This is a genomic window from Rathayibacter sp. PhB127 (assembly GCF_003751665.1).
Classification (GTDB): domain Bacteria; phylum Actinomycetota; class Actinomycetes; order Actinomycetales; family Microbacteriaceae; genus Rathayibacter; species Rathayibacter festucae.
Genome location: NZ_RKHW01000001.1, coordinates 2,160,982 through 2,187,581 on the forward strand (window position 1 = coordinate 2,160,982; position 26,600 = coordinate 2,187,581).

Genomic DNA, 26,600 nt, shown 5'->3' on the forward strand with positions numbered 1-26,600 from the left:
CGGCTCGGCGTGCGGGGTGCCGCAGGCCGGGCGAAGGGATCAGTTTAACCGCGGAGCGATCAGTGCGGACGGAGACCGGACCCGATGAGGTCGACCAGTCGGCCGGAGCCGTCGCGCACGCCGACGGACGCGGCACGGCGGCCCATCTCGGCCAGGCGTGGAGCGTCGTGCAGGAGCGGCACCAGGTCGCTCGCGACCCACGCCGGGGTGAACGCCGCGTCCTCGACGAGGACCGCGCCGCCGGCATCGACGACACCGCGCGCGTTGAAGCGCTGCTCGCCGTTCCCGACCGGGTAGGGCACGTACACCGCCGGCAGGCCGAGCGCGCTGAGCTCGCTCACGGTGGCCGCCCCCGCGCGGGAGACGGCGACGTCCGCCGCCGCGAGGGCGAGGTCCATCCGGTCGCAGTAGGCGAGGAGGTGGTAGCCGGGGACGCCGGGGTCGGTGATCTCGGCGCGGTCGCCGGTGATGTGCAGCACCTGGAACCCGGTCGCGACGAGCGCGGCGGCACTCGCGTGCACGGTCGCGTTGATCCGCCGGGCGCCGAGCGAGCCGCCGGTGACGAGAAGGGTGCGGCGCGCGGGATCGAGACCGAGGGCGGCCATCGCCTCGTCGCGCACGGCCGCGCGGTCCAGCTGCGCGATCTCGCGGCGCAGCGGCATGCCGACGACCTGCGCGTTCCGCAGCGGCGTCCCCTCGAAGGCGACGCCGACGAACGGGGTGAAGCGGGCGCCGAGCCGGTTGGCGAGACCGGGCCGGGCGTTGGCCTCGTGCACCACGTACGGGATCCCGGCGCGACGGGCGGCGAGGTAGGCGGGTGCGGCCGCGTAGCCGCCGAAGCCGACGACCGCGTCGATCCGGCGCTCGCGGAGGGTGCGGACGATGCCGTCGATCGTCGCGCGGAAGGCGGAGGGGAAGCGCAGGGCGGCGCCGTTCGGGCGGCGCGGGAACGGCAGGCGCGGGATCACCGACAGCTCGTAGCCGCGGAGCGGGACCAGTCGGGCCTCGAGTCCCTCGGCCGTGCCGAGGACGAGGACCTCGTCCTCCGCGTTCCGCGCGCGGATCTCGTCCGCGGTCGCGAGCAGCGGATTGACGTGGCCGGCGGTGCCGCCGCCGGCGAGCAGGAAGCGGGTCATCGGGCGGCGGCCTTCTTGGCGGCGCGCGCGGCGGCGCCGTCGCTCGGCGAGGTCTGGTGGCGCGCGAAGGAGAGCACGACGCCGATGGCGAGGAGCGAGCTGAGCAGGGCGGTGCCTCCGGAGGAGATCAGCGGCAGCGGCACTCCGAGCACCGGGAGCACCCCGAGCACCACCCCGATGTTGACGAACGCCTGGCCGATCAGCCAGACCATGACCGCGCCCGTGGTGATGCGGACGAACGGGTCGGTGGACGCGTGGATGATGCGGAAGAACGCGATCGCGAGGACGACGAAGAGCGCGAGGACCACGATCGCCCCGATCAGGCCGAGCTCCTCGCCGATGATCGCGAAGATGTAGTCGTTGTCGGCCGCGGGCAGCCAGGACCACTTGGCCTTGGAGTTGCCGAGGCCGACGCCGAAGATGCCGCCCGAGGCCATCGCCCAGGTGCCGTGCACGGGCTGCCAGCAGGAGGTCTCGTACTGCTCCGAGCCCGAGCAGTCGCCGAGGAAGGACATGATCCGGGTCAGCCGGTTCTCGCTCGAGATGGCGAAGAGCACGGCGCCGACCGCGCCGACGAGCACGATCGGGATCAGCACCTTCATCTGCACGTTCGCGTAGAAGAGCGCGGCCAGCACGATGCCGGCGAGGATCAGGACGGTGCCGAGGTCGCCGCCGCCGAGGACGAGGCCGATCGAGCCGCCCGCGACGATCAGGACGGGCATCAGCGCGTCCTTCCAGTCCTTCGGGCCGCGGTAGCGGCGGGCGAGCAGCAGGCCGAGCCAGAGCGCGAGCGCGAGCTTGATGATCTCGGACGGCTGCATCGTGAAGCCGCCGATCCGCAGCCAGTTGCGGTTGCCGCCGACCTCCCAGCCGAGCGGCGAGAACAGCACGAGCAGCTGCAGGACGCAGCCGGCCCCGAGCAGGAGCGGCGTGGCCTTCTTCCAGAAGCGGATCGGCACGCGCGACACCACGAGCATCAGCGGCACGCCGAGCAGGGCGAAGCCGCCCTGGCGGAAGAAGCCGCCGAAGGAGTCGTCGCTGCGCACGTAGGAGGTGACCGACGAGGAGGAGAGCACCATCGTCAGCCCGAAGAGCACGAGGAAGAGCGTCGTGCCGAAGAGCAGGAAGAAGTTCGGCGATCCCGAGGCGAGGACGCGGGCGAGCACGATCCGCGCGGTGCGCAGTCCGCCGCGCTCCCTGTGCTGTTCGCCCTCGGTCGCCTCGGCGCGCGAGCGGTCAGTGCGCGAGCGGCCCGGGCTGCGGTTCGTCGTCGGAGCGGTCATCGGCTCCCCCTCCCAGATACGTCGCCACGGCGGCCGCGAAGAAGCGGCCCCGCTCCGCGTAGTCGCGGAACTGGTCCATCGACGCCGCAGCAGGTGCGAGCAGGACGACGTCACCCGTGCGGGCGAGCACCGCGGCGGCCTCGACGGCCGCCTGCATCACCGCCCCAGTGTCATCCGGGACCACCTCGGTCACGGGGAGGGCGGGCGCGTGTCGCCGGAATGCCTCGAGGACCTCCGCGCGGTCCGCGCCGATGACCACGGCGCCGCGCAGGCGGCCGACGTGGGCGCCCACGAGAGCGTCGATGTCGACGCCCTTCAGCAGCCCGCCGACGAGCCACACGACGGACGGGTAGGCCCGGAGCGAGGCGTCGGCGGCGTGCGGATTGGTGGCCTTCGAGTCGTTCACCCAGACCACGCCGGAGCTCTCCGCGACCACCTGGATGCGGTGCGCGTCGAGCTCGAAGCTCGCGAGGGAGCGGCGGACGGCGGCGGGCTCGATGCCGCAGGCCCGCGAGAGCGCGGCGGCCGCCAGCACGTTCTGCACGATGTGCGGGGCGGCGAGTCCGCGAGCGGCGAGCTCGTCGACGGTCGCGATCTCGATCGCGCTCGTCGCGCGATCCTCGAGGAAGGCGCGGTCGCACAGGATGCCGTCGACGACGCCGAAGTCACTCGGCCCGGGGACCCCGAGGCCGAAGCCGATGGCGCGCGCGCCCTCGATCACCTCGGCGTCGACCACCATCTGCTCGGTGGCGGCGTCGGCGCGGTTGTAGACGCAGGCGACCCGGGTGTTCGCGTAGACCTTCGCCTTCGCGGCGCGATAGGCCTCGAAGGTGCCGTGCCAGTCGAGGTGGTCGTCGGCGATGTTCAGGCAGGTGCTCGCGAGCGGCTCGATCCGGCCGAGGTAGTGCAGCTGGTAGCTCGAGAGCTCGACCACCAGGACGTCGAAGCCCTGCGGGTCGCGGACCGCGTCGAGCACCGGGATGCCGATGTTGCCGCAGGGGGCCGCGCGCAGCCCGCCGGCGACGAGCATCGTCGCGGTGAGCTGCACGGTCGTCGTCTTGCCGTTCGTGCCGGTGACCAGCACCCAGTCGGCCGGGGTGCCGTCGGCGCGGACGACCTTGTCGCGCACACGCCAGGCGAGCTCGACGTCGCCCCAGAGTGCGACGCCCGACTCCCCCGCCCACGCGACGATCGGATGCGTCGGCGCGAAACCGGGTGAGACGACGACGAGCTCGGGGTCGAACGACGCCAGCTCCTCCGGGACGCGGTCGAGCCGCTCGGCCCGGTGCAGGCGCGCCCCGATCACCTCGAGCAGGCGCTCGCGCTCCTCGTCGGCGCGATCGGCCAGGACGAGCACCTCGGCGCCCAGCTCGGTCAGCGTGTCGGCGACGGAGAAGCCGGTGACCCCGAGGCCGAGCACGGCGACGCGCAGGCCGCGCCAGTCGGCGTGCCAGCTGGTCAGCGACTCGGGGCGGGCGGACGAGGCGGGATCGGTCATGCCAGGGAGAGCCATTCGAGGTAGAAGAGCCCGACGCCGGCCGCGACGAAGATGCCGGCGATGATCCAGAAGCGGACCACCACCGTGATCTCGGCCCAGCCCTTGAGCTCGAAGTGATGATGGAGCGGACTCATCAGGAAGATGCGCTTGCCCCGGGTGAGCTTGAAGTAGATCCGCTGCACGATCACCGAGCCGGTGACGATGACGAACAGGCCGCCGATCAGGATGACGAGCAGCTCGGTGCGGGTGAGGATGGCGAGGGCCGCGAGCGCGCCGCCGAGGCCCAGCGACCCGGTGTCGCCCATGAAGATCTGCGCGGGCGAGGTGTTCCACCAGAGGAAGCCCACGAGCGCGCCGGAGATCGCCGCGGCGATGATCGCGAGGTCGAACGGATCGCTCACCTGGTAGCACTTGTCGGCCACCTCAGGATTGAGCTGCGCGTCGAAGCACCACTGGTTGGACTGCCAGAAGCCGATGATGACGTAGGAGCCGATCGCGAGGATCGACGAGCCGGTCGCGAGGCCGTCGAGGCCGTCCGCGACGTTGACGCCGTTGGACGTGCTGGTCACGATCACGCAGATCCAGAGCACGAACAGCCCGATGCCGATCCAGCCGAGCGCGGCGAAGTCGAAGGGCAGGTCGCGGATGAACGAGATCGACGTCGAGGCGGGCGTCAGTCCGTTGGAGTCGCGCACCATGATCGCGATGACCGCGAACGCCGCCGCGACGATGATCTGCCCGGCGATCTTGGCCCAGCCGCCGAGCCCGAGGCTGCGCTGATTGCGGGTCTTCAGGAAGTCGTCGATGAAGCCGACGAAGCCGAGCCCGACCATCATGAACAGCACCAGCAGCGCCGACGGCGCGAGCGCCCGGTTGCCGAAGAGCGAGCCGAGGAAGTAGCCCGCCACGGTGGCGATGATGATGACGATGCCGCCCATCGTCGCCGTGCCGTGCTTGACGTGGTGCGACTTCGGTCCGTCCTCGCGGATGAACTGGCCCCACTGCAGGCGGTGGAACAGCCGGATGAACAGGGGCGTCAGCAGCAGCGTGAAGGCGCCGGAGAAGGCTCCGGCCAGAAGGAGTGCTCTCATCGGTGGCGCTCTCCCAGTCGGTCGCCCAGGAATCGCAGCCCGGCGGAGTTGGACGACTTCACCAGGACGGTGTCGCCGCTCCGAAGATAGCCGTCGAGCAGGTCGTAGGCCTCGTCGGCGGTCTCGACGAAGACGGACTCGCCGCTCCAGGAGCCCTCGCGCTCGGCGGCGACGTGGATCCGTCGCGCCTTCGCGCCGACCACCACGATCTGCGCGATGTTGAGCCGGACCGCGAGCAGGCCCACGCGGTCGTGCTCCTCGTCGGCCCACTCCCCCAGCTCGCTCATCTCGCCGAGGACCGCGACGGTGCGTCCCTCCGGCTTCGCGATCTGGGCGAGGGTCCGCAGGGCGGCGGCGGTGGAGTCGGGGCTGGCGTTGTACGCGTCGTTGACGACCGTGACGTCGGCGCCGCCGAGCACCTGCATGCGCCAGCGCTCGGCGAGCGTGACGGTGCCGAGCGCGTCGACGATCGCATCGAGCGGGACGCCGACGGAGAGCGCGGCCGCGGTGGCCGCCAGCGCGTTCATCACGTGGTGCTCGCCGAGGACGCGGAGGAAGAGCTCGGCGCGGGCGGCCTCGCGACCCTCCCCCGCGCTGATCTCGATGGTGAAGCGCGTGCCCTCTGCCGTCGGCTCGATGTCGACGGCGCGGACGTCCGCCTGCTCGCCGTGGCCGAACCACAGCACCCGGGCGGCGGTCCTCGCCTGCATCGAGGCGACGCGGCCGTCGTCGGCGTTGAGCACCGCGACGTCGTCAGCCGTCAGGTCGGCGACCATCTCGGTCTTCGCCTCGAGGGTGCGCTCGATGCCGCCGAACTCGCCGGCGTGAGCGAGGCCCACCGCGAGGACGATCCCGACGTCGGGCTTCGCCATCCGGACGAGGCGGCGGATCTCGCCGACCGCGCTGGCGCCCATCTCGGCCACCAGGAAGCGCGTCGAGGGCGACACCTTCAGCATCGTGATCGGCGCACCGACCTCGTTGTTGAACGAGCCCTGCGGGGCGACGGTCTCGCCCTCGCGCTCGAGGATCGTGCGGAGGAGGTTCTTGGTGGTCGTCTTGCCGTTGGAGCCGGTGACCGCGAGGACGGTGAGGTTCCCGAGCGCGCGCACGCGGCGGACGACCTCGGTCGCCAGAGCGCCCAGCGCCTCGACGGAGTCGTCGACGAGCACCTGCGGCACGTCGAGGTCGAGCGGCCGCTCGACGATCAGCAGGGCGGCGCCGCGCTCGACGGCGACCGGAGCGAAGAGGTGGCCGTCGGTGTGCTCGCCGCGCTTGGCGACGAAGATCCCGCCGGGCGCGATCTCGCGGGAGTCGGTCTCGGTCGCGCCGTCGACGACGGTGCTCGCGTTCGCGGAGGAGCCGGCGAGGTGCAGCAGGCCGGAGACGGCCGCGGCGATCTCGGTGAGGGTCAGGGCGATCATCTAGAGCCAGCCCGCCTCGCGCAGGGCCTGCCGGACGTCGTCTCTGGCCGAATACGGCATGTGCACTCCTGCAATCTCCTGATAGTCCTCGTGGCCGGGTCCGGCGTAGAGGATCGCATCGCCCTCGTCCGCGAGGGCGACGGCCGCCCGCACGGCGGCGCGCGGGTCGGGGATCTCGTGGATCTCCCGGCCGGGCACGGCCTCGGTCGCCGCGCCGACGAGGACGGCGCGGATCGCCGCCGGGTCCTCCCAGCGCGGATGGAAGTCGGTCACGATCACGACGTCGGACAGCTCCGCGGCGATGCGCCCCATGTCGGCCCGCTTCGTGGTGTCGCGGTCGCCGTCGGCGCCGAAGACCATGATCAGCCGGCCGGGCGTCAGTGCCCGCAGCGCCTCGAGCGCGTTCGAGAACGCGTCCGGGGTGTGGCCGTAGTCGACGTAGACGCGCGGACCGCGGTCCCCGGAGACGCGCTCGGCGCGACCGGGGATGTAGACGTCGAGCGCGCCCTCGCCCAGCGCGTGCGCGATGGCCTCGAGGTCGAAGCCCGACTCGACGAGCATGACGATCGCGAGCGCCGCGTTGGCCGCCATGTACCAGCCGATCAGCGGAATGCTCACGACGACCGCGCGGTTCTCGGGCCCCTCGAGGCGGAAGGTCGTGCCGTCGGCGGTGCCCTCGACGACGGTCATCGACCAGTCGGCCGGCGTGCTCGGAGCGACTCCGACGACGGGCGAGCTGGCGAGCGTCGTCACGGGGATGCGGCTGCGCTCGACGAGCTCGCGGCCCCAGCTGCTGTCGACGGTCACCACGCCGCGGCGCGCGCGGTCCGGACCGAACAGGTCGGCCTTCGCCTCGAAGTAGTGCGCCATGTCGGTGTAGTCGTCGAGGTGGTCGTGCGTCAGGTTGGTGAAGCCGACGACGTCGAAGACGAGGCCGTCGATCCGGTGGCGGCTGAGCGCTTGCGCGGAGACCTCGATGGAGACCGCGCGCACCGCCGACTCGCGCATCCGGGCGAGCAGCGCGTGCAGCTCGCTCGCCTCCGGAGTGGTCAGCGAGCTGACGACGGCCACGTCGCCGATGCGGCGCTCGGCGGTCGAGCTGAGACCGGAGACGACGCCGAGGCGGCGCAGCAGCGCGTCGAGCAGGTAGACCACGCTCGTCTTGCCGTTGGTCCCGGTCACGCCGAACAGCGTCGGCGCGTCCTCGCGGGTGCGGTGGATCCAGGCCGCGACGTCGCCGAGGGCGGCGCGGGGGTCGGGCGTGACCAGCACGGGGAGGCCGCTGCCGGCGGCCAGCTCGGCGCCCTCGGGATCGGTCAGCACCGCGACCGCTCCCGCGGCGGCGGCACCGGTCGCGAAGGCGGCGCCGTGCGCGGCTCGGCCGGCGACGCCGACGTAGAGGTCGCCCGGCTGGACGCAGCGCGAGTCGAGGGTGACCCCGCTGACCTCGACGCCGTCGATCCCGCGGACGCGCCCGAGCGAGAACTCGGCGACGAGCTGCGCGAGCGCGCGCGGTGCCGGGTGCTCGGGCCGGAGGGAGGACTGCGGGCGAGTGTCGTGCAATGCCCGCCCTCTCTCTCCTGCTGGTGCTGTCTCTCGTGCCCGTGCTGTCTCTCGCGCCGGTGCTGTCTCTGGTCTGCTGCGTCTGGTCCCGGGGAGGGCGGTCACCACGTGGTGGGGTACTCGACCGGCGGGACCGTGGACGGCTCCACCCGGTTGGTCTTGAGCACCTGGGTCATGACCTGCTGGAACACGGGGGCCGTCGCCTGGGACGTGTTCATCTTAACCGGATCGGCGATGGTGACCGTCACGACGTACTCCGGGTCCTCCGCGGGCGCGAGGCCGGCCAGCGAGACGGTGTAGCTCTTCGAGTAGCCGCCGTTGCCGTCCGGCTGCTGCGCCGTGCCGGTCTTGGTGGCGATGTTGTAGCCGTCGACGTGGATGTCGTTCGCCAGCCAGCCCTCGTTGTAGTGGGTCTGCAGCATGTCCACGACGTCCTTCGCGGCACCGGCGGAGACCACCGGGGTCCCGGTGCTGTCGGGCACGTCGATCACGGAGCCGTCGGGCGTGGTGCAGCCCTCGACCAGCTGCGCGGGCAGGCGCACCCCGCCGTTGCCGAGGGTCTGGTAGATGCTCGCCACCTGGACCGCGGTCGCCGAGACACCCTGGCCGAACATGGTCGTGTAGTTGGTCTGGTTGTCCCAGTCGTCGGAGTCGGCGAGGAGGCCGCCGGACTCGCCGGGGAAGCCCACGGCGGTCGAGGCGCCGAGGCCGAACTTCGTCAGGTAGTCGTAGCGCTGCGAGGCGGAGAGCTTGGAGCCCATCATCGCGATGCCGACGTTCGAGGAGTCCTTGAGGATCCCGGTCAGCGTGTAGTTCGTGGGCGTGTGCGCGAAGTCGTCGCTGAAGGAGGCGCCGTCCTTCTCGAAGGTGTCGGGGACGACGACCTGGCTCGTCGGGCTCGCGAGGCCCTGATCGATCAGCATCGCCGCGGTCATCGGCTTGAAGGTCGATCCCGGCTCGAACGGAGCGCGGAACGCCCGCGAGCTGCGGTCGTCGGGCGCGCTGGCGGCAACGTTGTTCGGGTCGACGGTCGGCGTCTCGGCGACGGTCAGGAGCTTGCCGGTCTTGACCTCCTGCACCACGACGATGCCGTAGCTGCCGCCGACCTCGGCGACCCGCTGCGCGAGCACCTGCTGCGAGTAGTACTGCAGGTCGGCGTCGATCGTGAGCTCGAGCGTCCCGCCGTCGACCGCGGGGGTCTCCGCCACGGTGCTGCCGGGGATGCGGACGTAGTCGGCGCTGCGCTCGTAGCTCTCGGAGCCGTTGGCCCCGGCGAGGCAGGCGTTCTCGGCGTACTCCATGCCCTCCTGCGCGGCGCCGTCGCCGCCCACGTAGCCGACCAGGTTGCCGGCGACCGCGCCGTTCGGGTACGTCCGGCCCTGCTGCGTCTCGAAGTAGGTCCACGGGATGTCGAGGGCGACGAGCTTCTGGTACGCCTCGAGGTCGAGGCCCTCGGAGAGGATCAGGTAGTTCGCCTTCGGGTCCTTCGCGACCGCGTCGCTCACGGTCGTGACGATCTGCGGGACCGTCTGCCCAGTGATGGTGCCGATCTCGGAGGCGGCCTGCTCGACGCTGACCATCACCTCCTGGCCGTCGGGCATCTCGCGCAGGAACTCCGCGACGTTCTTCGGCGACGTCGTCAGCCGGTACCGGGTCGTGGCGTCGGCGAGCACCGTGCCGGAGCGGTCGACGATCGAGCCGCGCGTGCCGTAGGTGATGACGCTGTTCGACTGGTTCTGCGCCGCCTCATCGGTCAGCTCATTGGCGCGGACGACCTGGATGTCGACCAGCTTGCCGATGAAGAGTCCGACGACGGCGGCGATGACGAGGAAGGTGACGGCGGTGCGTCGCCTGCTCGAACGGTGGTGTCTCACGGCGCTAGGGGCCCTTCGGTGCGTGGTCGGAGCGGCTCAGTGCGTGCTCGGGCGGAGTCAGTGCGTGATCGGGGCGGGCAGCTCGCCCTGCAGCGGTGCGACCGCCGTGGCGGAGCCCGGTGCGGCCGCGGCGGCCGGCGGTGCGATCAGCGCGTTCGGCACGGCGGAGGCGGTCGCGGCGGTGCCGACCTCGCTCGCGGCGGCGGTGGCGGGATCGCCCAGCACGGCACCGTCGGAGAGGCGGAGGTAGACGGGCGCGGTGTTCGCGACCATGCCCAGGCCCTGCGCGGCGGTCGCGAGGTTCTGCGGCGAGCTGAGGGTGTCGACCGCGTCCTGCTTCTCCGCGTTGCCGCGGGTGAGCGTCTTCTGCTCGCCCTGCAGCGTGGCGATCTGGTACGCGCCCTCGGAGAGGCCGACGCTGACCAGGAGCTGGATCACGATGATCGCGAACAGCCCCGCGACGGCGACGATCCCGTAGACGAGCTTCGGCCGGGCCTGGCGCGCCGGAGCGGGGACCGCCTCGATGCGGGGTCGCTGGGCCGGCTCGGCGGGCTGCGCCGGTCGTGCGGTGCTGCGGTCGATGACGGGGTCGATGACGGCGGTCGCGCTCATGCGGTGCTCCTGATCCTCTCGGCCGCGCGCAGTCGCACGGGTGTTGCTCGGGGGTTGGCGGCCTTCTCGTCGTCCGAGGCGAGCTCGGCGCCGCGGATGACGAGCCGGAACTCGGGTCGGTGCTCGGGCAGCTCCATCGGCAGGCCGACCGGCGCCGTGGAGGAGGAGGCGGCCTGCAGGGCGCGCTTGACGATGCGGTCCTCGAGCGACTGGTACGCCTCGACGACGAGGCGCCCGCCGACGGCGATCCGGCCGAGTGCGGCGGGGATCGCCCGCTCGAGCACGGAGAGCTCCTGGTTGACCTCGATGCGCAGCGCCTGGAAGACGCGCTTGGCCGGGTGCCCGTTGCGCTGGATCGCGACCGGGGTCGCCGCCTGGATGATCTCGACGAGCCGGCCGGAGCGCACGATCGGCGCCGACGCGCGGGCCTCGACGATCTTCTTGGCGTAGCGCGCCGCGAGCCGCTCCTCGCCGTACTCGTGGAAGATCCGCCGGAGCGCGATCTCGTCGTAGTCCGCGAGGATGCTCGCCGCGGTGAGCGGCGCCGACGCGTCCATCCGCATGTCCAGCGGAGCGTCCTTGGAGTAGGAGAAGCCGCGCTCGGTCTCGTCGAGCTGCAGCGAGGAGACACCGAGGTCGAACAGGGCGCCGTCGATCGTGTCGATGCCGAGCTCGTCGAGGACGTCGGGCAGCTCGTCGTAGACGGCGTGCACGAGGTCGATCCGCGCGGAGTGCGCGGCGAGCCGGGCACCCGCCAGCTCGAGGGCCTCCCGGTCGCGGTCGAGGCCGACGAGGTGGAGGCGCGGGAAGCGCTCGAGCAGCGCGAGCGAGTGGCCGCCCATGCCGAGCGTCGCGTCGACGAGCACGGCGCCGTCGCGCTCGAGCGCCGGCGCGAGCAGCTCGACGCAGCGCTCGAGGAGCACGGGCATGTGCCGCTCCTCGGTCGGGCGCACGCCAGCGCGAGCGGCGTCGGCGCTGGTCGCGTCGACCGCGCTCACGTCCGCGCGGTGCGCAGGGGTGCTCTCGGTGCTCTCTGTCATGGCGGTCCCGCCGTCCTGTTCCTGCCGTCCGATCCCCATCCAGCTCACGACCGGACACCGGGGAAGGTGCGTCCGGGCGCCGAGTGGCTGGGAGTCGCGCGGCAGGAGCTAGAACAGTCCGGGGATCACCTCCTCCTCGGTGTCGGAGAACACGGACTCCTGCTCGGTGAGGTAGCTGTCCCAGGCGTCCTGGGCCCAGATCTCGGCGCGATTGCCCGCACCGATGACGGTGAGGTCGCGGTCGAGACCGGCGTAGGCGCGCAGCGGCGCCGGGAGGGTGATGCGGTTCTGCTTATCCGGCGTCTCGGCGCTGGCGCCGGAGAGGAAGACGCGGAGGAAGTCGCGGGCCTGCTTGCTGGTGACCGGCGCCTGGCGGATCTTCTCGTGCATCGCCTCGAACTCGCGCTGGCTGAAGACGTAGAGGCACCGCTCCTGGCCGCGCGTGACGACGACTCCGGAGGAGAGCTCGTCGCGGAACTTGGCGGGAAGGATGACGCGGCCCTTCTCGTCGAGCTTGGGGGAATGAGTGCCGAGGAACAACGGACTGCCCCCACTTCTCTCCGGCCAAGGTTGGTGTGGGCCCCACAGTACTCCACTTCCCCCCACCCACAACCCTCCGAACCGCCGCGGCGCGCCGCAGTCACCCCGTCGATCCGCGTCGTTCCGCGGATCCGCAGCGGTGGAGCGCAGTGGAGGGGAATCGCACTCCCGGGGAGCGTCCGGGCACGAAAAAAGGGCCGATCCATGAGGATCGACCCTGTGGGTGGTGCGGGGTGGAGGGCCCGCGCCGTGGAGCGCTAGGAGCGGCCGTCGCCGCGGTTGTCCCACCGGTCGTTCAGACGGTCCATGAAGTTGGACCCCTGGCGTCCGCTCGCGGAGCGCGGCTTCGAGGGCCGGCCCGCCTCGGGGATTCCGGAGGTGGTGGAGCCGCCGGGTGCGGGGCGCATCGCGACGACCACGCCGGCCAGCATCAGCGCGAAGCCGGCGACGCCGACGAGGGGCTGACGGACGATCACGCCGGCGACGAGGACTCCCAGGCCGACGATGGCGAGGAGGATGCCGAGCACGAGCGCGCGGTAGTTGGTGCCGCCCCGGCCCTTGCTGACCGCCGCGACGAAGTCGGCGTCGTTCTGATAGAGATTGCGCTCCATCTCGTCGAGGAGCCGTTGCTCGTGTTCCGAAAGCGGCATCGGGACCCCTTCAGGGTGTGGCGTCGACCCGGCGGGGACGGCACCGAGGGTGGGCGGGCGGTCTGCTCGACCGGGCTGGTGGCGCTTCAGTGTAGACCGCGGCCCGCCGAGGCGCCAGGCGCCATCGGTGCATAGGCTGGTCGGGTGAACCACAGCACTCGTCTGGTCGATCGCGTCCAGTTCCGAATCGATGAATTCCTCACCGGGCGCACGCCAATTCTGCGCTCCATCGGAGAGGACGTCTCCGCCCTCGGCGACCTTTCGCGGGACTTTCTCAGCGGGGGCAAGCGCTTCCGGGCGCGCTTCTGCGAGGCGGGCTGGACGGCGGTCTCCGCGGTCCCGAGCGACGCGCACCGGAGCGCCTCGGATCCGATCGCCCGGGTCGGCGCGAGCCTGGAGCTGTTCCACGCCGCGGCCCTGGTCCACGACGACGTGATCGACAACTCCGACACCCGCCGGGGCGCCCCCTCGGCGCACCGCCGCTTCGCGTCGCTGCACGCGGGCGGCGGCTGGTCGGGCGACGCGGACGAGTTCGGCCGCTCCTCGGCGATCCTCCTCGGCGATCTGCTGCTGGTCTGGTCCGACGAGATCTTCGCGGACGCCGAGTGGGCGCTCGAGGACCGCACCGCCGCGGCGCGGGCCCGGGCGGAGTTCAACCTGATGCGCACGGAGGTGACCCTGGGCCAGTACCTCGACATCCTGGAGGAGAGCGCCTGGGTGCGGCACCCCGAGCACGAGCACCTCGAGCGCTCGGAGCGCGTGGTCGTCTTCAAGAGCGCGAAGTACAGCATCGAGGCGCCGCTGACCATCGGCGGCTCGCTCGGCGGCGGCGACGACGCCCAGATCGACGCCCTGCGCCGCTTCGGCCTGCCGCTCGGCATCGCCTTCCAGCTGCGCGACGACGTGCTGGGCGTGTTCGGCAATCCGGCCGTGACCGGGAAGCCGGCCGGCGACGACCTCCGCGAGGGCAAGCGGACCGTGCTGCTCGGCCTCGCCCGCGCGGCCGCCTCGGCGGGCGAGCGCGACGAGCTCGACGCCGTGGTGGGCCGTGCGGACGCGAGCGCCGACGACATCGCCCGCGCTCAGGAGATCGTGGCGGGCTCCGGGGCGCTCGACCGGCTCGAGGAGCGCATCGCCCGCGACGTCGAGGCCGCGCTGGCCGTGCTGCCGGACGCGCCGCTGCGCGAGGAGGGCGTCGCGGAGCTCCGCGAGCTCGCCGACCGGGTCACCGCCCGGACGGCGTAGGACAGCTCGGACCGGACCGGCTCAGTGCCGAACCGGCTGCGTGCCGGCTCGGCTCAGGCGAGTGCCTGGGCGACGCGGCGCACCTCGGCCTTGCGGCCGGCGAGCAGCGCCTGCACCGGGCTGGTGCCGAGGCTGTCCTCGTCCGAGAGCAGCCAGTCGATCGCCTCGTCGTCCGAGAAGCCCTGGTCCGACAGCAGGATCGCGGTGCCGCGGATCTCGCTGAGCGGCTCGCCGTCGCGGAGGAAGACGGAGGGGACGACGAGCTTGCCGTCACGGCGGGTGCCGAGCAGGTGGCGCTCCTCCAGGAGGCGGCGCACCCGGCTGACGCCGAGACCGGTGACCTCGACCAGGTCGGGGACGGTCAGCCACTCGATCTCGGGAGCGGACGGGGAGGCGGAGGCAGCGGACGAGTCGGTCACCCGTCAAGAGTGCCACGAGCCGCCTCCGCGTTGCACGCCGGTTGTCCGGAGGGTCTTGCCTAGACTCGTCGCGTGACCACCAGCCAGCTCGACCCTCTCCTCGGCCGTCTCGTCGACGGCCGGTACGAGGTGCGCTCCCGCATCGCGCGGGGCGGCATGGCCACCGTCTATCTGGCGCACGACCAGCGTCTCGAGCGCCGGGTCGCCATCAAGGTGATGCACGGGCACCTCTCCGACGACGCGACGTTCAAGAACCGCTTCGTCCAGGAGGCGCGCTCCGCCGCCCGCCTGGCCCACCCGAACGTGGTCAGCGTCTTCGACCAGGGCCAGGACTCCGACATGGCCTACCTGGTCATGGAGTACCTCCCCGGCATCACGCTGCGCGACCTGCTCAAGGAGCGCGGGCGGCTGACGGCCCAGCAGGTCGTCGACATCATGCACTCGGTGCTGTCCGGCCTCGCGGCCGCGCACCGGGCCGGGATCCTGCACCGCGACCTCAAGCCCGAGAACGTGCTGCTCGCCGACGACGGCCGGATCAAGATCGGCGACTTCGGCCTCGCGCGGGCGGCGAGCGCGAACACCGCGTCGGGTCAGGCGCTGCTCGGCACGATCGCGTACCTCTCCCCCGAGCTGGTCACCCGCGGCACCGCCGACACCCGCAGCGACATCTACGCCATCGGCATCATGATCTACGAGATGCTCACCGGCGAGCAGCCCTTCACGGGCGAGCAGCCGATGCAGATCGCCTACCAGCACGCGAACGACTCGGTCCCCTACCCCAGCGCGAAGGTGCCCTCGGTGCCGACCTCGCTCGACGAGCTGGTGCTCTGGGCGACGGAGCGCGACCCGGACATGCGTCCGCGCGATGCCGGCGTGATGCTGGCGCAGCTGCTCGAGGCCGAGCGCCTGATGGGCATCACGCCGACCGACCGCCGCGGCGCGGACACCCAGGCCGTCACCCCCCTTCCGGTGGCGGAGCCCGCGACCGCGCTGCTGTTCGACGAGGCGGTGACCGGGCACACCTCGGTGATCGAGGGCTCGCCGGCGGAGCTCGAGCAGCGCGACGACGACGACGCGGTCGCGCGGCTCGCGACCAAGCGCCGCACGCGGCGCCGTCGAGGCGTGCTGCTGACGGTGATCGTGCTGCTGCTCGCCCTCATCGGCGGCGGGACCGCGTGGTGGTACGGCGAGGGCCCGGGCGCGATCGTGAACGTGCCGGACGTGGTGAGCCGGTCGCAGGACGAGGCGACGGCCGCGCTGGTGAGCCAGGGCTTCGAGGTGTCGCCGCAGCAGGCGAACGACCTGACCGTGCCCGCCGGCACGGTGCTCAGCACCGACCCGCCCGGCGGCCAGGGTCTGCACAAGGGCGAGGTCGTGACGCTGGTCGTCTCCAGCGGCCCTCGCCAGATCGAGGTGCCCGCACTGGCCGGTGTCTCCGAGGAGGAGGCGACGGCCGCGATCCAGGCCGCGCCGTTCACCGTGGGCGACGTGACGCGGATCTTCGACGCCGACGTCCCCGCGGGCGTCGTCGTCTCGGCGGCGCTGCCCGACGGCGGCGAGCTGCCCGCGACGATGTCCGAGACGAGCACGATCGCGATGACGGTCAGCCTCGGGGAGATCCCCAACGTCGTCGGCCTGACCGTCGACGAGGCGACCGCCGCGGCGAAGGACGCCGGGCTGGCCCTCGACCGCGAGCGCGAGGACTGGAGCGACACTGTCGCCGCAGGCGTCGTCCTCACCCAGATCAACCCGGAGGCGCCCGCGACCACCGGCGACACCGTCTCCGTCGTCGTCTCCAAGGGCCCGCAGCCCGTCGCCGTCCCGAACGTCGTCGGGATGACGCGCGACCAGGCGAAGGCCGCGCTCAGCGATGCGAGGCTCACCGCCGGGTACGCCAGTGGGTGGGATCTCATCCCTGATCCCGCGACGCAGGTCACAGGAGCGGACCAGAGCGCCGGAGACCTCGTCCTACCCGGCACTGTGGTGAACCTGTCGTTGAAGGTTCTCGGTACGTAGCACGAATGCTCTTCGGGCATGCGCTGACTGCGCGCTTGTAGCGGGAAACCGGCAGCCGACGACAGACAGCCGATGGCGGTGCGCGCCGGACAGCGCCGGCGCGCACCGCACTGCGGCTCAGCGCTCGCGCAGCTCCTCGGCCACGAGGAAGGCCAGCTCGAGCGACTGCATGTGGTTGAGGCGCGGGTCGCAGACCGACTCGTAGCGCGTCGCGAGGGTCGCCTCGTCGATGTGCTCCGAGCCGCCGAGGCACTCGGTGACGTCGTCGCCGGTGAGCTCGACGTGGATGCCACCCGGGTGCGTGCCCGCAGCGCGGTGCGCCTCGAAGAAGCCCTTGACCTCGTCGACCACGTCGTCGAAGCGACGGGTCTTGTAGCCGGTGGGCGTCGTCAGGCCGTTGCCGTGCATCGGGTCGGTGACCCACAGCGGCAGAGCGTCGCTCGCCTTGACCGCCTCGAGCAGCGGCGGGAGGGCGTCGCGGATCTTGCCGGCGCCCATCCGTGTGATGAAGGTGAGGCGGCCGGGCTCGCGGTCCGGGTCGAGCTTGTCGATCAGCTCGAGCATCGTCTCGGGCGTCGTCGACGGGCCGAGCTTCACGCCGATCGGGTTGCGGACGCGCGAGAGGAAGTCGACGTGCGCGCCGTCGAGCTCGCGGGTGCGCTCGCCGATCCAGATGAAGTGGCTGGAGGTGTTGTACGGCGTGCCGGTGCGCGAATCGATCCGCGTCATCGGGCGCTCGTAGTCCATCAGCAGGCCCTCGTGGCCGGTGTAGAACTCGGTGCGCTTCATGCCCTCGAAGTCCGCGCCGCAGGCCACCATGAACTTCACCGCGCGGTCGATCTCGCGGGCGAGCTGCTCGTAGCGCTGGTTCTGCGGGTTCTCGGTGAAGCCCTTGTTCCAGTAGTGCACGAGCCGCAGGTCGGCGAAGCCGCCCTGGGTGAAGGCGCGGATGAGGTTCAGCGTCGAGGCGGCCGTGTGGTAGCCCTGCACGATGCGGCGCGGGTCGGCGGTCCGCGACTCCGGAGTGAAGTCGTAGCCGTTGACGATGTCGCCGCGGTAGGCGGGCAGCGTCACGTCGCCGCGGGTCTCGAGGTCGCTCGAGCGAGGCTTGGCGAACTGGCCCGCCATGCGGCCCATCTTGATGACGGGCATGCTCGCGCCGTAGGTGAGCACGACGGCCATCTGCAGCACGGTCTTCACCCGGTTGCGGATCTGGTCGGCCGTCGCTCCGGCGAAGGTCTCGGCGCAGTCGCCGCCCTGCAGCAGGAAGGCCTCGCCGCGGGCCGCGGCGCCCAGGCGCTCGCGCAGCTGGTCGACCTCGCCCGCGAAGACGAGCGGCGGCAGCGCGGCGACCTCGGCGGACGCGGCGGCGACCGCGGCGGCGTCCGGCCAGTTCGGCTGCTGCTTGACCTCGAGCTCACGCCAATAGTCCAGGCCGGCGACCACGGAGGGGGCGGCGAGGACGTACGGTTCGTTCGGATCGATGACCACGAGGGTTCCTGGTTCTGACGGGCGCGCGGCGCGCGCAGTGATCGCCGCCCGGTCGGACGGCGACGGTTGACGAGCTTATCGGCTCGGCAGGACGCTCAGCGGAGGTGCGCCGAGTCGTGAGGTTCAGCGCAGCAGGGCCGCGCGCTTCTCCTTGACCGAGGTCGCATAGACGTCGAGATACTCCTGGCCGCTCAATGCCAGCAGCTCGTACATGATCTCGTCGGTGATCGAGCGGAGGATGAAGCGGTCGCCCTCCATGCCCTCGAAGCGGCTGAAGTCCAGCGGCTCGCCGAAGACGATGCCGATCCGCCCGAGCTTCGGGAGTCGGCTGCCGATCGGCATGATCCGTGCGGTGTCGATCATCGCCACCGGGACGACGGGCACCCGCGCCTCGAGGACCATCCGCGCGACGCCGGTGCGGCCGCGGTACATCCGCCCGTCGGGGCTGCGGGTCCCCTCGGGATAGATGCCGAGCGCCTCACCGCCGGCGAGGACGCGGAGCCCCGTGTTCAGCGACGCCTCGGACGCCTTGCCGCCGGAGCGGTCGATCGGCAGCATGCCGGTGGCGGTGAAGAAGAGCTTCGTCGCCCAGCCCTTCAGGCCCTTGCCGGTGAAGTAGTCGCTCTTGGCGAGGAAGACCATGTTGCGCTCGATCACCAGCGGGAGGAACACCGAGTCGATGAAGGAGAGGTGGTTGCTCGCCAGGATGACGCCGCCGGTGGCAGGGACGCGGTCGGCGCCGACCACCCAGGGCCGGAAGATCGTCTTGAGCAGGGGCCCCGCGACGATGTGCTTCATGAACCAGTAGAACAAGGGGCGCTCCTCAGCGGTCCGCGACCGGGGTCACAGCGAGCTCGCGTGCAGGCGGGCGAGGTCGGCGGCGCCGACGACCCCCGCGTCGTTGACGAGCTCCGCGATGCGGAACTCGGGCTCGGGGTGGTACCCCCGGGCGGGCAGGTTGTCGAGGTAGGCCTGGCGGATCGGGTCGAGCAGGAGGTCGCCGGCCTGCGCCACTCCCCCGCCGATCACGAACATCTGCGGGTCGAGGACCGCGCTCAGGCTCGCCGCCGCCTCGCCGAGCCAGTGGCCGAGCTGGCGGAGAGCCGCGAGGGCGCCCAGGTCGCCCGCGCTGATCAGCTCGGCGATCACGCCGCCGTCGAGCTCGCCGCCGTTCCTCGCGCGCGCGTCGGCGATGCCCTGGCCGATCCCGCCGGCGTCGGCGAGCTCGGCGGCGAAGCGCTGCAGTGCGCGGCCGGAGCCGTACTGCTCGATGCAGCCGCGCGCGCCGCAGCCGCAGGGCAGGCCGCCGGGGACGACCCGCATGTGGCCGATCTCGGCCGCCGCGCCGAAGCCGCCGCGCAGGAGCCGGTCGTTGATGACGATCGCGCCGCCGACGCCGGTGCCGATCGTGAGCATCAGCATGTCGCTCACCAGTCGGCCGGCGCCGTAGCGGAACTCGGCCCAGCCGGCCGCGTTGGCGTCGTTCTCGATGATGATCGGCAGGTCGATCCGCGCCGAGAGCTTCTCGCGGAAGGGCTCGTTGCGCCAGTTGATGTTGGGGGCGTAGTAGACGATCGACTGCGAGGCGTCGATGAAGCCGGCCGCGGCGACGCCGACCGCCGAGACGTCGCCGGCGGGGAGGCCCTCGCGCAGGCGCGCCACCATCTCCACGACGACGTCGACGATGAGCTCGGGGTGACCGGCGGGCGTCGGCTGGCGGTCCTCGCGGACGATGCCGCCGAACTCGTCGACCAGGGCTCCCGCGATCTTCGTGCCGCCGATGTCGATACCGATCGCGTGCACGCGAACCGCCTTCCGCTAGCCTCCGGCGCCGCTGCGCCGCGGGTCCGCCCTGGAGCGGCGGCCACATCGAGTGTAGTGACCCGCTGAGAACCGACGTGCGGATCGTTACCCTGAGTGGATACACAGTCGGGAAGCGCCGGTAGGCTGGATCCGACAATCATTCAGGTACCGAAGGAGTTGCCGTGGAGCAGTTCGATTCCCCCCTCGTGGTCGCGCCGGATCCGCAGGCCAACACGACGGCGCTGCTGCTCGACCGTGTGCGGGAGACGCCCGACCGGGCGCTCTTCGCCCTCCCCGAGGCCGGCGGCTGGCGCGACGTCACCGCCCGCGAGTTCCTCGACCAGGTCACCGCGCTCGCGAAGGGCCTCGTCGCGGCGGGCATCGAGCCCGGCGACAAGGTCGGCCTGATCTGCAAGACCCGCTACGAGTGGACGCTGATCGACTTCGCCGTCTGGTTCGCCGGCGGCGTGCTCGTGCCGGTCTACGAGACCTCCTCCCCCGCCCAGGTCCAGTGGAACCTCTTCGACTCCGGAGCGCGGGCCGTCATCGTCGAGACGGCGGACCACTTCGCCCGCTTCGACGAGGTCCGGCCGGATCTCCCGGACGTCCGGCTCGCCTGGCAGATCGGCCTGGGCGACCTCGACAAGCTGGCCGCGCGCGGGGTCGACGTGCCGGACGCCGAGATCGAGCGCCGCCGGTCGATCGCCACCGGCGCCGACATCGCGACGATCATCTACACCTCGGGCTCGACCGGCCGACCCAAGGGCTGCATCATCCGGCACTCCAACTTCGTCGAGCTCAGCCGCAACTCCGCGGTCGCGCTCACGGAGCTGATCCACCAGCCGGGCGCCTCGACGCTCCTCTTCATCACGACCGCGCACGTGTTCGCCCGCTTCATCGCGATCCTCTGCGTGCACGGCGGGGTCAAGGTCGGCCACCAGGCCGACACGAAGCAACTGCTCCCCTCGCTCGGCTCGTTCAAGCCGACGTTCCTGCTGGCCGTGCCGCGCGTGTTCGAGAAGGTGTACAACTCGGCGGAGCAGAAGGCCGAGGCCGGCGGCAAGGGCAAGATCTTCCGGCGCGCGGCCGACGTCGCCGTCGCCCACTCGATCGCCGTCGAGGCCGGCTCGGTGCCGCTCGCGCTGAAGCTGCAGTTCCTGCTGTTCGATCGGCTCGTCTACTCGAAGCTGCGCACGGCGATGGGCGGCAACGTCCGCTTCGCCGTGTCGGGGTCCGCGCCCCTCGGCGACCGGCTGGGCCACTTCTTCCACAGCCTCGGCATCAAGATCCTCGAGGGCTACGGGCTCACCGAGACGACGGCGCCCGCGACGGTCAACCGGACGGAGCGGTTCAAGATCGGATCGGTCGGCCCGGCGATGCCCGGCTGCTCCATCAGGATCGCCGCCGACGGCGAGATCCAGGTGCGCGGCATCGACGTCTTCGGCGGCTACTGGAACGACGAGAAGGCGACGGCCGACGCCTTCGACGGCGAGTGGTTCAAGACCGGCGACCTCGGCTCGCTCGACGAGGAGGGCTACCTCCGCGTCACCGGGCGCAAGAAGGAGATCATCGTGACCGCGGGCGGCAAGAACGTCGCGCCGGCCGCGCTCGAGGATCCGATCCGCGCCAACCCGCTCGTCGGCCAGGTCGTCGTCGTCGGCGACCAGCGCCCGTTCATCGCGGCTCTGGTGACCCTCGACTCCGAGATGCTGCCGACCTGGCTCGCCAACAACGGCCAGGACGCGAAGCTCTCGCTCGAGCAGGCGGCCGTGAATCCGGCCGTCCTCGCCGAGGTGCAGCGCGCCGTCGACGCCGCGAACGCCCGCGTCTCGCGCGCCGAGTCCATCCGCAAGTTCGTGATCCTGCCCACCGAGTTCACCGAGGCGAGCGGACACCTCACCCCGAAGATGAGCATCAAGCGGAACGTCATCCTCGACGACTTCGCCGCGACCATCAGCAGCGTCTACAGCGCCGCCCCCGCCACGGAGGGCATCAGCCTCCGCTGACGGGTCCACGTCTGCACCACGGTGGATCTCGATACGCCCGCTCCGCGGCCTACTCGATCAGCATGGGCACGCTCATGCTGGTCGAGTAGCCCCGCAGGGGCGTATCGAGACCCACCCCCCTCAGCAGGGCGGGTCTGCAGACTCCACTCCTGACGCTGGTGGATCTCGATACGCCCGCTCCGCGGGCTACTCGATCAGCATGACGTCCGACCGCGGAGACCGCAGGTCCTCCGCCGGTCGAGTAGCCCGCAGGGCGTACCGAGACCACCGTCTGTGCGACGGCGGATCTCGATACGCCCGCTCCGCGGGCTACTCGATCAGCATGATGCGCAAGCCGGCCGAAGGACGATGGCCGAAGGCCGAGCCGTATCCGGCGAAGCGCGTTACAGCGCTTCGCCGTCGGCGGACGCACGACGCTCTGCGGAACGCGACCACCCCAGGAGGCCGACCGCGCCGAGCCGGGCAGGGACCGGCTCGGAAACGAACTCAGAACCAGGAGCTCTCGCGGACTTCCTTCATGGCGGCTCGGCGGTCGTCCTTGGAGAGGCGGTCGAGGTAGAGGCGGCCGTCGAGGTGGTCGCACTCGTGCTGGAGGGCCTGAGCCATCAGGCCGTCGCCCTCGAGGACGACCTCGTTGCCGTCGAGGTCGGTGCCGCGGACCTTGGCGTGCGGGTAGCGGATCGCGGGGTACCAGAGGTTGGGGACGGAGAGGCAGCCCTCGTCGACGGGCTCCGGCTCGCCGCTGAGCTCGACGATCTCGGGGTTGAGGATGTAGCCGACGACGCCGTCGACGTTGTAGCTGAAGGCGCGGAGGTTGACGCCGATCTGCGGGGCGGCGACGCCGGCGCGGCCGGGGGTGCGCACGCTGTCGACGAGGTCCTCGACCAGTCCGCGGATCCCGTCGTCGACGGTCTCGATCGGGGTGGACACCGTCTTCAGGACGGGATCGCCGAAGATCCGGATCTGGCGTTCGGTCATGCGGTGCGCTCCCTCAGTGCCTCCTCGGCGGAGAGGAGGGCGTTCTCGACGACTTCGCTCGCCGCGGGGTGCGGCCAGTACTGGCTGCGGGCGAGACCGCGGATCCCGACCCCCGCGCTGGCGGCCTGGACGAGCGGCTGAATGAGGATACTCGCCTGCGGGCCCATCAGGTGCGCGCCGAGCAGCTCGCCGTCGAGTCCGACGACGAGGGTGCAGATGCTCGAGTCGTCCTCCATCGCCCAGCCGTAGGCGGTGGAGCCGAACTCCTGAGTGACGGCGACGACGTCGATGCCGCGCTCCCCCGCCTCCTTCTCGGTGAGGCCGAAGTGCGCGATCTGCGGGTGCGCGAAGATCGCGCCGGGCACGGGGGCGAGGGTGTTCGAGAGCATCTCGCCCGGGTGCAGCAGGTTGTGCGCGACGAGCCGCGCCTCGTGGTTGGCGACGTGCTTGAGCTGCCACTCCGAGGAGACGTCGCCGAGGGCGAAGAGCCCGGGGACGACGCGCCCGCCTGAGAGGACCCGCTGCTCGTCGTCGACGACGACGCGGCCGTCCGGGTGCAGGTCGATGCCGACGGAGGCCGCGGCGATGGTGTCGCTGTTCGGGTCGCGCCCGGTGGCGACGAGGATCGTGTCGGTCTCGACGCGCGAGCCGTCGTCGAAGGTCGTGACGAGGCCGCCCGGAGTCGCCTCGACGCTCTCGGCGGAGACGCCGGTGCGGACGTCCCAGCGCTCGCGCGCCAGCGCGGTGAAGCCGCGGGCGATGCCCTCGTCGAGCGAGCGGAGCAGACGGTCACCGCGGACGGCGACCGTCACCGCGGTGCCGAAGGCCGAGAAGATGTGGGCGAACTCGACGGCCACCGCGCCGCCGCCGAGGACGAGCATCCGTGCGGGGAGCTCGTCGATCCGCATGATCGAGTCGGAGTCATGGATCCGCGGGTCGGGCTCGTAGGCCGCGAGGAGCGGACGCGGACGCGAGCCCGCGGCGACGACCACCTGCGGTGCGCTGATCCGGACCCCGCTCGCGCTGACCAGCACGTGCGGCCGGTCGCCGTCGCCGAGCGACTCGAAGCCGAAGCTCTCGCGCAGCACGGTGACGTTCTCGGAGCGGTTCGCCCGGTAGTCGAGGCCGCCGGCGCTGATGGCGTCGGTGCGACCGAACACGCGGTCGCGCACCTCGGCCCACTCGGGCCGGGCGACTCGGCCGTGCACGCCGACCCGGTCGCCCTGGTCGACGTCGGTCACGATGTCGGCGACGTGCACGAACATCTTGGTCGGGATGCAGCCGGCGTTGAGGCAGGTGCCGCCGAACCACTCGCCGTCGTCGAGGATCGCGACGCGGGAGCCGGCCCACTCGGGGCCGACGATCGAGTTGCCGGAGCCGGCGCCGAGCACGATCAGATCGAACGCGAGGGTCTCCGTGGAGTCGACCGCCACGGCGTCCTGCAGAACCGCGTCAGGCACGACGGACCGGGATGCCCTCGACGACGAGCGCGGCGAGCAGGCGCGCCGCCTCCTGGGTCGCCGGGCGCAGCTGCTCCCACTTGACGACCGAGCCGGCGGCGAGCACCGGGTCGTAGGGGATGCGGACGATGTCGCGCACGCGCGAGCGGAAGTGCGACTCGATCTCCTCGAGCTTCACCAGGCTGGTGCCCTGGGTCGCCGTGTTCAGCGCGACCACGGCGTTCCGGACGAGGTCGCCGTAGCCGTTGGCGTCGAGCCAGGTGAGGGTCTCGGAGGCCAGGCGCGCCTCGTCGACGCTGCCGCCGGAGACGATCACGACGCTGTCCGCGCGCTGCAGGGTGGCGCGCATCACGGAGTGCACGATGCCGGTGCCGCAGTCGGTGAGCATGATCGAGTAGAAGCGCTCGACGAGATCGGCGACGACGTTGTAGTCGTCCTCGTCGAAGGCCTCGGAGAGCTGCGGGTCCGTGTCCGAGGCGAGCACGTCGAGCCGGGTCTCGTCGCGCGAGACCATCGTCGAGAACTCGGTGAAGCCGGTCACGCCGGAGGCGCGGTTGACGACGTCGCGGACGGTCGAGCGGGTCTGCTTGGGGACGCGCTCGGCCAGGGTGCCGCGGTCGGGGTTGGCGTCGACCGCGATGATGCGGTCCTCGCGCGAGTCGGCGAGGGCCATGCCGAGCAGGGTCGTGACGGTCGTCTTGCCCACGCCGCCCTTGCGGGTCATCACCGGGACGAAGCGGGTGCCGCCCTCGAACTGGCGGCCGATCCGCTCGTCCATCGCCTTCCACGCCTGGACCTTCGCGGAGTCGCCGAGATTGACGGTGTGGAAGGTGAGTCCGTAGACGAAGCGGTTCCAGCCGCCGGTCGGCGCGGGCCGGGTCTTGCGGTTGACCTCGAGGAGCCGGTCGGGCGTCAGCATCGACGCGGACTCGGGCGCGGAGGACGACCCGCCGGTGCCGGACTCGGCGCGGAGGCGGTCGCGCCGGGTGACGCCGGGAGCCGGATCCGCAGCAGCCGTCTCGGACTCGCGCTCGATCTCCGGGGCGGGCTCGGCAGGACGCTGCTCGCCACGACCGCGCGGTCGCTCGCCCGAGTCCTCGGGGAGCACCGACACCTCGTCGCGCGAGGCGATGCCGGCCGAGACCGGCCGGACGGCGCCCGGTGCGTCCGGGATGCCGAGGCGTCCGACGTCGATCGTCGGGTCCTCCACGGGCGCCGGAGCGCTCGACCGACGGCGCGCCGGAGCGGGCGAGTCGAGGCGGATGCCGTCGGGGATGCGGGTCGGAGCGGTGTCGCTCGCGCGCGGGGCGTACTGCTCGGAGTCCCGCGCCGCGTCGAGCGCCGTCCGCGGAGTCGGGCCGGTGTCGAGATCGGGCTGGTCGTCGTTGCGCTCATCCATGCGAACGAGCCTCCTTCCGCTTGCCGCCAGTGTACCGACGGGCCCGGCGGCGCACGGGGGCTCTGCTCCCGTCCTCGCGCCTGCTAGGCGCCGAGTGGAACCGTGTGCAGGGAACGGTTAGGTTCTCCCACCCGAGGGAAAGTAAAGTACTCAGCCATGCATGTACTCAGCGTGAGCTCCCTCAAGGGCGGCGTCGGCAAGACCACCGTGACGCTCGGCCTTGCATCCGCGGCGTTCTCGAAGGGCCTGCGAACGCTGGTCGTCGACCTCGACCCGCAGTCCGACGTCTCCACCGGCATGGACATCAACGTCGCCGGTCACCTCAACATCGCCGACGTCCTCACGTCGCCCAAGGAGAAGATCGTCCGCTCGGCGATCGCCCCCTCCGGCTGGACGAAGGAGCGCCAGGGCACCATCGACGTCCTGATCGGCAGCCCGTCCGCGATCAACTTCGACGGACCGCACCCCAGCATCCGCGACATCTGGAAGCTCGAGGAGGCGCTCGCGAGCGTCGAGGCCGACTACGACCTCGTCCTGATCGACTGCGCGCCCTCGTTGAACGCGCTCACCCGCACGGCCTGGGCCGCGAGCGACCGGGTCGCCGTGGTCACCGAGCCGGGCCTGTTCTCGGTGGCCGCCGCCGACCGCGCGCTGCGCGCGATCGAGGAGATCCGCCGCGGTCTCAGCCCGCGACTGCAGCCGCTCGGCATCATCGTCAACCGCGCCCGCGTGCAGTCGCTCGAGCACCAGTTCCGGATCAAGGAGCTGCGGGACATGTTCGGCCCGCTGGTCCTCAGCCCGCAGCTGCCCGAGCGCACCTCGCTCCAGCAGGCGCAGGGCGCCGCGAAGCCGGTGCACGTCTGGCCGGGCGAGAGCGCGCAGGAGATGGCGCACAACTTCGACCTGCTGCTCGACCGCGTCATCCGCACGGGGCGCATCGGCGAGCAGGCGGTGCCGGCGGCGACGAACTAGCCCGGCGAGGTCCGCGCACGGCGTCGCAGCCTCGGCTGCGGCGCCGTCGCTGTGTGCGGGAGCGGGTCACGCCGGAACGCCGGCGTCGGACGGCGGGTCTGCA

Annotated in this window: 22 protein-coding genes; 4 read left to right on the forward strand and 18 right to left on the reverse strand. The window is 71.8% G+C overall.

Annotated elements, in window-relative coordinates; all coding sequences use genetic code 11:
- Positions 1–59 precede the first annotated feature (59 nt).
- The 11 genes from murG to EDF22_RS10390 form a co-directional block, all read right to left on the reverse strand.
- On the reverse strand, positions 60–1,136 hold the full coding sequence (murG, locus tag EDF22_RS10340; RefSeq protein ID WP_123704530.1) for an undecaprenyldiphospho-muramoylpentapeptide beta-N-acetylglucosaminyltransferase: 1,077 nt from the start codon (positions 1,134–1,136) through the stop codon (positions 60–62).
- Positions 1,133–2,419: a putative lipid II flippase FtsW gene (ftsW, locus tag EDF22_RS10345; protein WP_123704532.1), complete on the reverse strand. Its 1,287-nt coding sequence runs from the start codon at positions 2,417–2,419 to the stop codon at positions 1,133–1,135. Before ftsW ends, murG begins: the two co-directional genes overlap by 4 nt.
- Entirely contained in the window at positions 2,373–3,917 is a 1,545-nt protein-coding gene (gene murD / locus EDF22_RS10350) for a UDP-N-acetylmuramoyl-L-alanine--D-glutamate ligase (protein WP_123704534.1), read from the reverse strand. The genes ftsW and murD overlap by 47 nt, the downstream gene beginning before the upstream one ends.
- Positions 3,914–5,008, reverse strand: a complete 1,095-nt coding sequence (gene mraY, locus EDF22_RS10355) for a phospho-N-acetylmuramoyl-pentapeptide-transferase (protein WP_123446135.1) — start codon at positions 5,006–5,008, stop codon at positions 3,914–3,916. The genes murD and mraY overlap by 4 nt, the downstream gene beginning before the upstream one ends.
- Complete coding sequence (gene murF / locus EDF22_RS10360; RefSeq protein ID WP_123704536.1) at positions 5,005–6,429, reverse strand: UDP-N-acetylmuramoyl-tripeptide--D-alanyl-D-alanine ligase; 1,425 nt, start codon at positions 6,427–6,429, stop codon at positions 5,005–5,007. Before murF ends, mraY begins: the two co-directional genes overlap by 4 nt.
- Complete coding sequence (locus tag EDF22_RS10365; RefSeq protein WP_123704538.1) at positions 6,430–7,992, reverse strand: Mur ligase family protein; 1,563 nt, start codon at positions 7,990–7,992, stop codon at positions 6,430–6,432.
- 101 nt (positions 7,993–8,093) lie between these two features.
- Positions 8,094–9,866 carry a penicillin-binding protein 2 gene (locus EDF22_RS10370; protein ID WP_260303377.1) on the reverse strand — a complete coding sequence of 591 codons (1,773 nt, stop codon included), beginning with the start codon at positions 9,864–9,866 and terminating at the stop codon, positions 8,094–8,096.
- 57 nt (positions 9,867–9,923) lie between these two features.
- A complete protein-coding gene (locus EDF22_RS10375; protein ID WP_123704540.1) occupies positions 9,924–10,478 on the reverse strand; it encodes a hypothetical protein in 555 nt (184 codons plus the stop codon).
- Complete coding sequence (gene rsmH / locus EDF22_RS10380) at positions 10,475–11,407, reverse strand: 16S rRNA (cytosine(1402)-N(4))-methyltransferase RsmH (protein ID WP_260303402.1); 933 nt, start codon at positions 11,405–11,407, stop codon at positions 10,475–10,477. The genes EDF22_RS10375 and rsmH overlap by 4 nt, the downstream gene beginning before the upstream one ends.
- Before the next feature lie 219 nt (positions 11,408–11,626).
- Entirely contained in the window at positions 11,627–12,058 is a 432-nt protein-coding gene (gene mraZ, locus EDF22_RS10385) for a division/cell wall cluster transcriptional repressor MraZ (RefSeq protein ID WP_123446130.1), read from the reverse strand.
- 257 nt (positions 12,059–12,315) lie between these two features.
- Entirely contained in the window at positions 12,316–12,708 is a 393-nt protein-coding gene (locus EDF22_RS10390; protein ID WP_123704544.1) for a DUF3040 domain-containing protein, read from the reverse strand.
- Between the two features lie 144 nt (positions 12,709–12,852).
- Between EDF22_RS10390 and EDF22_RS10395 the strand changes: the two genes are divergently transcribed.
- Positions 12,853–13,953, forward strand: a complete 1,101-nt coding sequence (locus EDF22_RS10395) for a polyprenyl synthetase family protein (RefSeq protein WP_123704546.1) — start codon at positions 12,853–12,855, stop codon at positions 13,951–13,953.
- 53 nt (positions 13,954–14,006) lie between these two features.
- On the opposite strand, the gene EDF22_RS10400 is transcribed toward EDF22_RS10395, so the two are convergent.
- Complete coding sequence (locus EDF22_RS10400; RefSeq protein ID WP_243839955.1) at positions 14,007–14,372, reverse strand: Rv2175c family DNA-binding protein; 366 nt, start codon at positions 14,370–14,372, stop codon at positions 14,007–14,009.
- Between the two features lie 72 nt (positions 14,373–14,444).
- On the opposite strand from EDF22_RS10400, the gene pknB reads away from it, so the two are divergent.
- Positions 14,445–16,388: a Stk1 family PASTA domain-containing Ser/Thr kinase gene (gene pknB, locus EDF22_RS10405; RefSeq protein WP_260303378.1), complete on the forward strand. Its 1,944-nt coding sequence runs from the start codon at positions 14,445–14,447 to the stop codon at positions 16,386–16,388.
- A gap of 117 nt (positions 16,389–16,505) precedes the next feature.
- On the opposite strand, the gene EDF22_RS10410 is transcribed toward pknB, so the two are convergent.
- From EDF22_RS10410 to EDF22_RS10420, 3 genes are all read right to left on the reverse strand, one after another.
- Entirely contained in the window at positions 16,506–17,834 is a 1,329-nt protein-coding gene (locus tag EDF22_RS10410) for a class II 3-deoxy-7-phosphoheptulonate synthase (RefSeq protein WP_123704894.1), read from the reverse strand.
- A gap of 168 nt (positions 17,835–18,002) precedes the next feature.
- Positions 18,003–18,692: a 1-acyl-sn-glycerol-3-phosphate acyltransferase gene (locus EDF22_RS10415; protein ID WP_123446126.1), complete on the reverse strand. Its 690-nt coding sequence runs from the start codon at positions 18,690–18,692 to the stop codon at positions 18,003–18,005.
- A gap of 30 nt (positions 18,693–18,722) precedes the next feature.
- Positions 18,723–19,682: an ROK family glucokinase gene (locus EDF22_RS10420; RefSeq protein WP_123446125.1), complete on the reverse strand. Its 960-nt coding sequence runs from the start codon at positions 19,680–19,682 to the stop codon at positions 18,723–18,725.
- Positions 19,683–19,864: 182 nt separating this feature from the next.
- Between EDF22_RS10420 and EDF22_RS10425 the strand changes: the two genes are divergently transcribed.
- Complete coding sequence (locus EDF22_RS10425) at positions 19,865–21,688, forward strand: long-chain fatty acid--CoA ligase (protein WP_123704548.1); 1,824 nt, start codon at positions 19,865–19,867, stop codon at positions 21,686–21,688.
- 486 nt (positions 21,689–22,174) lie between these two features.
- Here the strand turns inward: EDF22_RS10425 and def are convergent, their stop codons facing one another.
- From def to EDF22_RS10440, 3 genes are read right to left on the reverse strand one after another with little or no spacing between them, the layout of a single operon-like run.
- Entirely contained in the window at positions 22,175–22,666 is a 492-nt protein-coding gene (def, locus tag EDF22_RS10430; RefSeq protein WP_123704550.1) for a peptide deformylase, read from the reverse strand.
- The gene (locus EDF22_RS10435; protein ID WP_260303380.1) at positions 22,663–24,126 is read right to left on the reverse strand and encodes a mycothione reductase; all 1,464 of its coding nucleotides are present in this window, start codon (positions 24,124–24,126) and stop codon (positions 22,663–22,665) included. Before EDF22_RS10435 ends, def begins: the two co-directional genes overlap by 4 nt.
- Entirely contained in the window at positions 24,119–25,525 is a 1,407-nt protein-coding gene (locus EDF22_RS10440) for a MinD/ParA family protein (protein WP_260300672.1), read from the reverse strand. The genes EDF22_RS10435 and EDF22_RS10440 overlap by 8 nt, the downstream gene beginning before the upstream one ends.
- A gap of 156 nt (positions 25,526–25,681) precedes the next feature.
- On the opposite strand from EDF22_RS10440, the gene EDF22_RS10445 reads away from it, so the two are divergent.
- The gene (locus tag EDF22_RS10445) at positions 25,682–26,497 is read left to right on the forward strand and encodes a ParA family protein (RefSeq protein WP_123704552.1); all 816 of its coding nucleotides are present in this window, start codon (positions 25,682–25,684) and stop codon (positions 26,495–26,497) included.
- Positions 26,498–26,600 lie beyond the last annotated feature (103 nt).

Bases quoted from the DNA above. Each gene is read 5' to 3' on its own strand.
- EDF22_RS10445 (WP_123704552.1), top strand. From the start codon at position 25,682: ATGCATGTACTCAGCGTGAGCTCCCTCAAGGGCGGCGTCGGCAAGACC.
- EDF22_RS10375 (WP_123704540.1), bottom strand. From the start codon at position 10,478: ATGAGCGCGACCGCCGTCATCGACCCCGTCATCGACCGCAGCACCGCA.
- def (WP_123704550.1), bottom strand. From the start codon at position 22,666: ATGACCGAACGCCAGATCCGGATCTTCGGCGATCCCGTCCTGAAGACG.
- EDF22_RS10440 (WP_260300672.1), bottom strand. From the start codon at position 25,525: ATGGATGAGCGCAACGACGACCAGCCCGATCTCGACACCGGCCCGACT.
- ftsW (WP_123704532.1), bottom strand. From the start codon at position 2,419: ATGACCGCTCCGACGACGAACCGCAGCCCGGGCCGCTCGCGCACTGAC.
- murD (WP_123704534.1), bottom strand. From the start codon at position 3,917: ATGACCGATCCCGCCTCGTCCGCCCGCCCCGAGTCGCTGACCAGCTGG.
- rsmH (WP_260303402.1), bottom strand. From the start codon at position 11,407: ATGCCCGTGCTCCTCGAGCGCTGCGTCGAGCTGCTCGCGCCGGCGCTC.
- EDF22_RS10390 (WP_123704544.1), bottom strand. From the start codon at position 12,708: ATGCCGCTTTCGGAACACGAGCAACGGCTCCTCGACGAGATGGAGCGC.
- murG (WP_123704530.1), bottom strand. From the start codon at position 1,136: ATGACCCGCTTCCTGCTCGCCGGCGGCGGCACCGCCGGCCACGTCAAT.
- murF (WP_123704536.1), bottom strand. From the start codon at position 6,429: ATGATCGCCCTGACCCTCACCGAGATCGCCGCGGCCGTCTCCGGCCTG.
- mraY (WP_123446135.1), bottom strand. From the start codon at position 5,008: ATGAGAGCACTCCTTCTGGCCGGAGCCTTCTCCGGCGCCTTCACGCTG.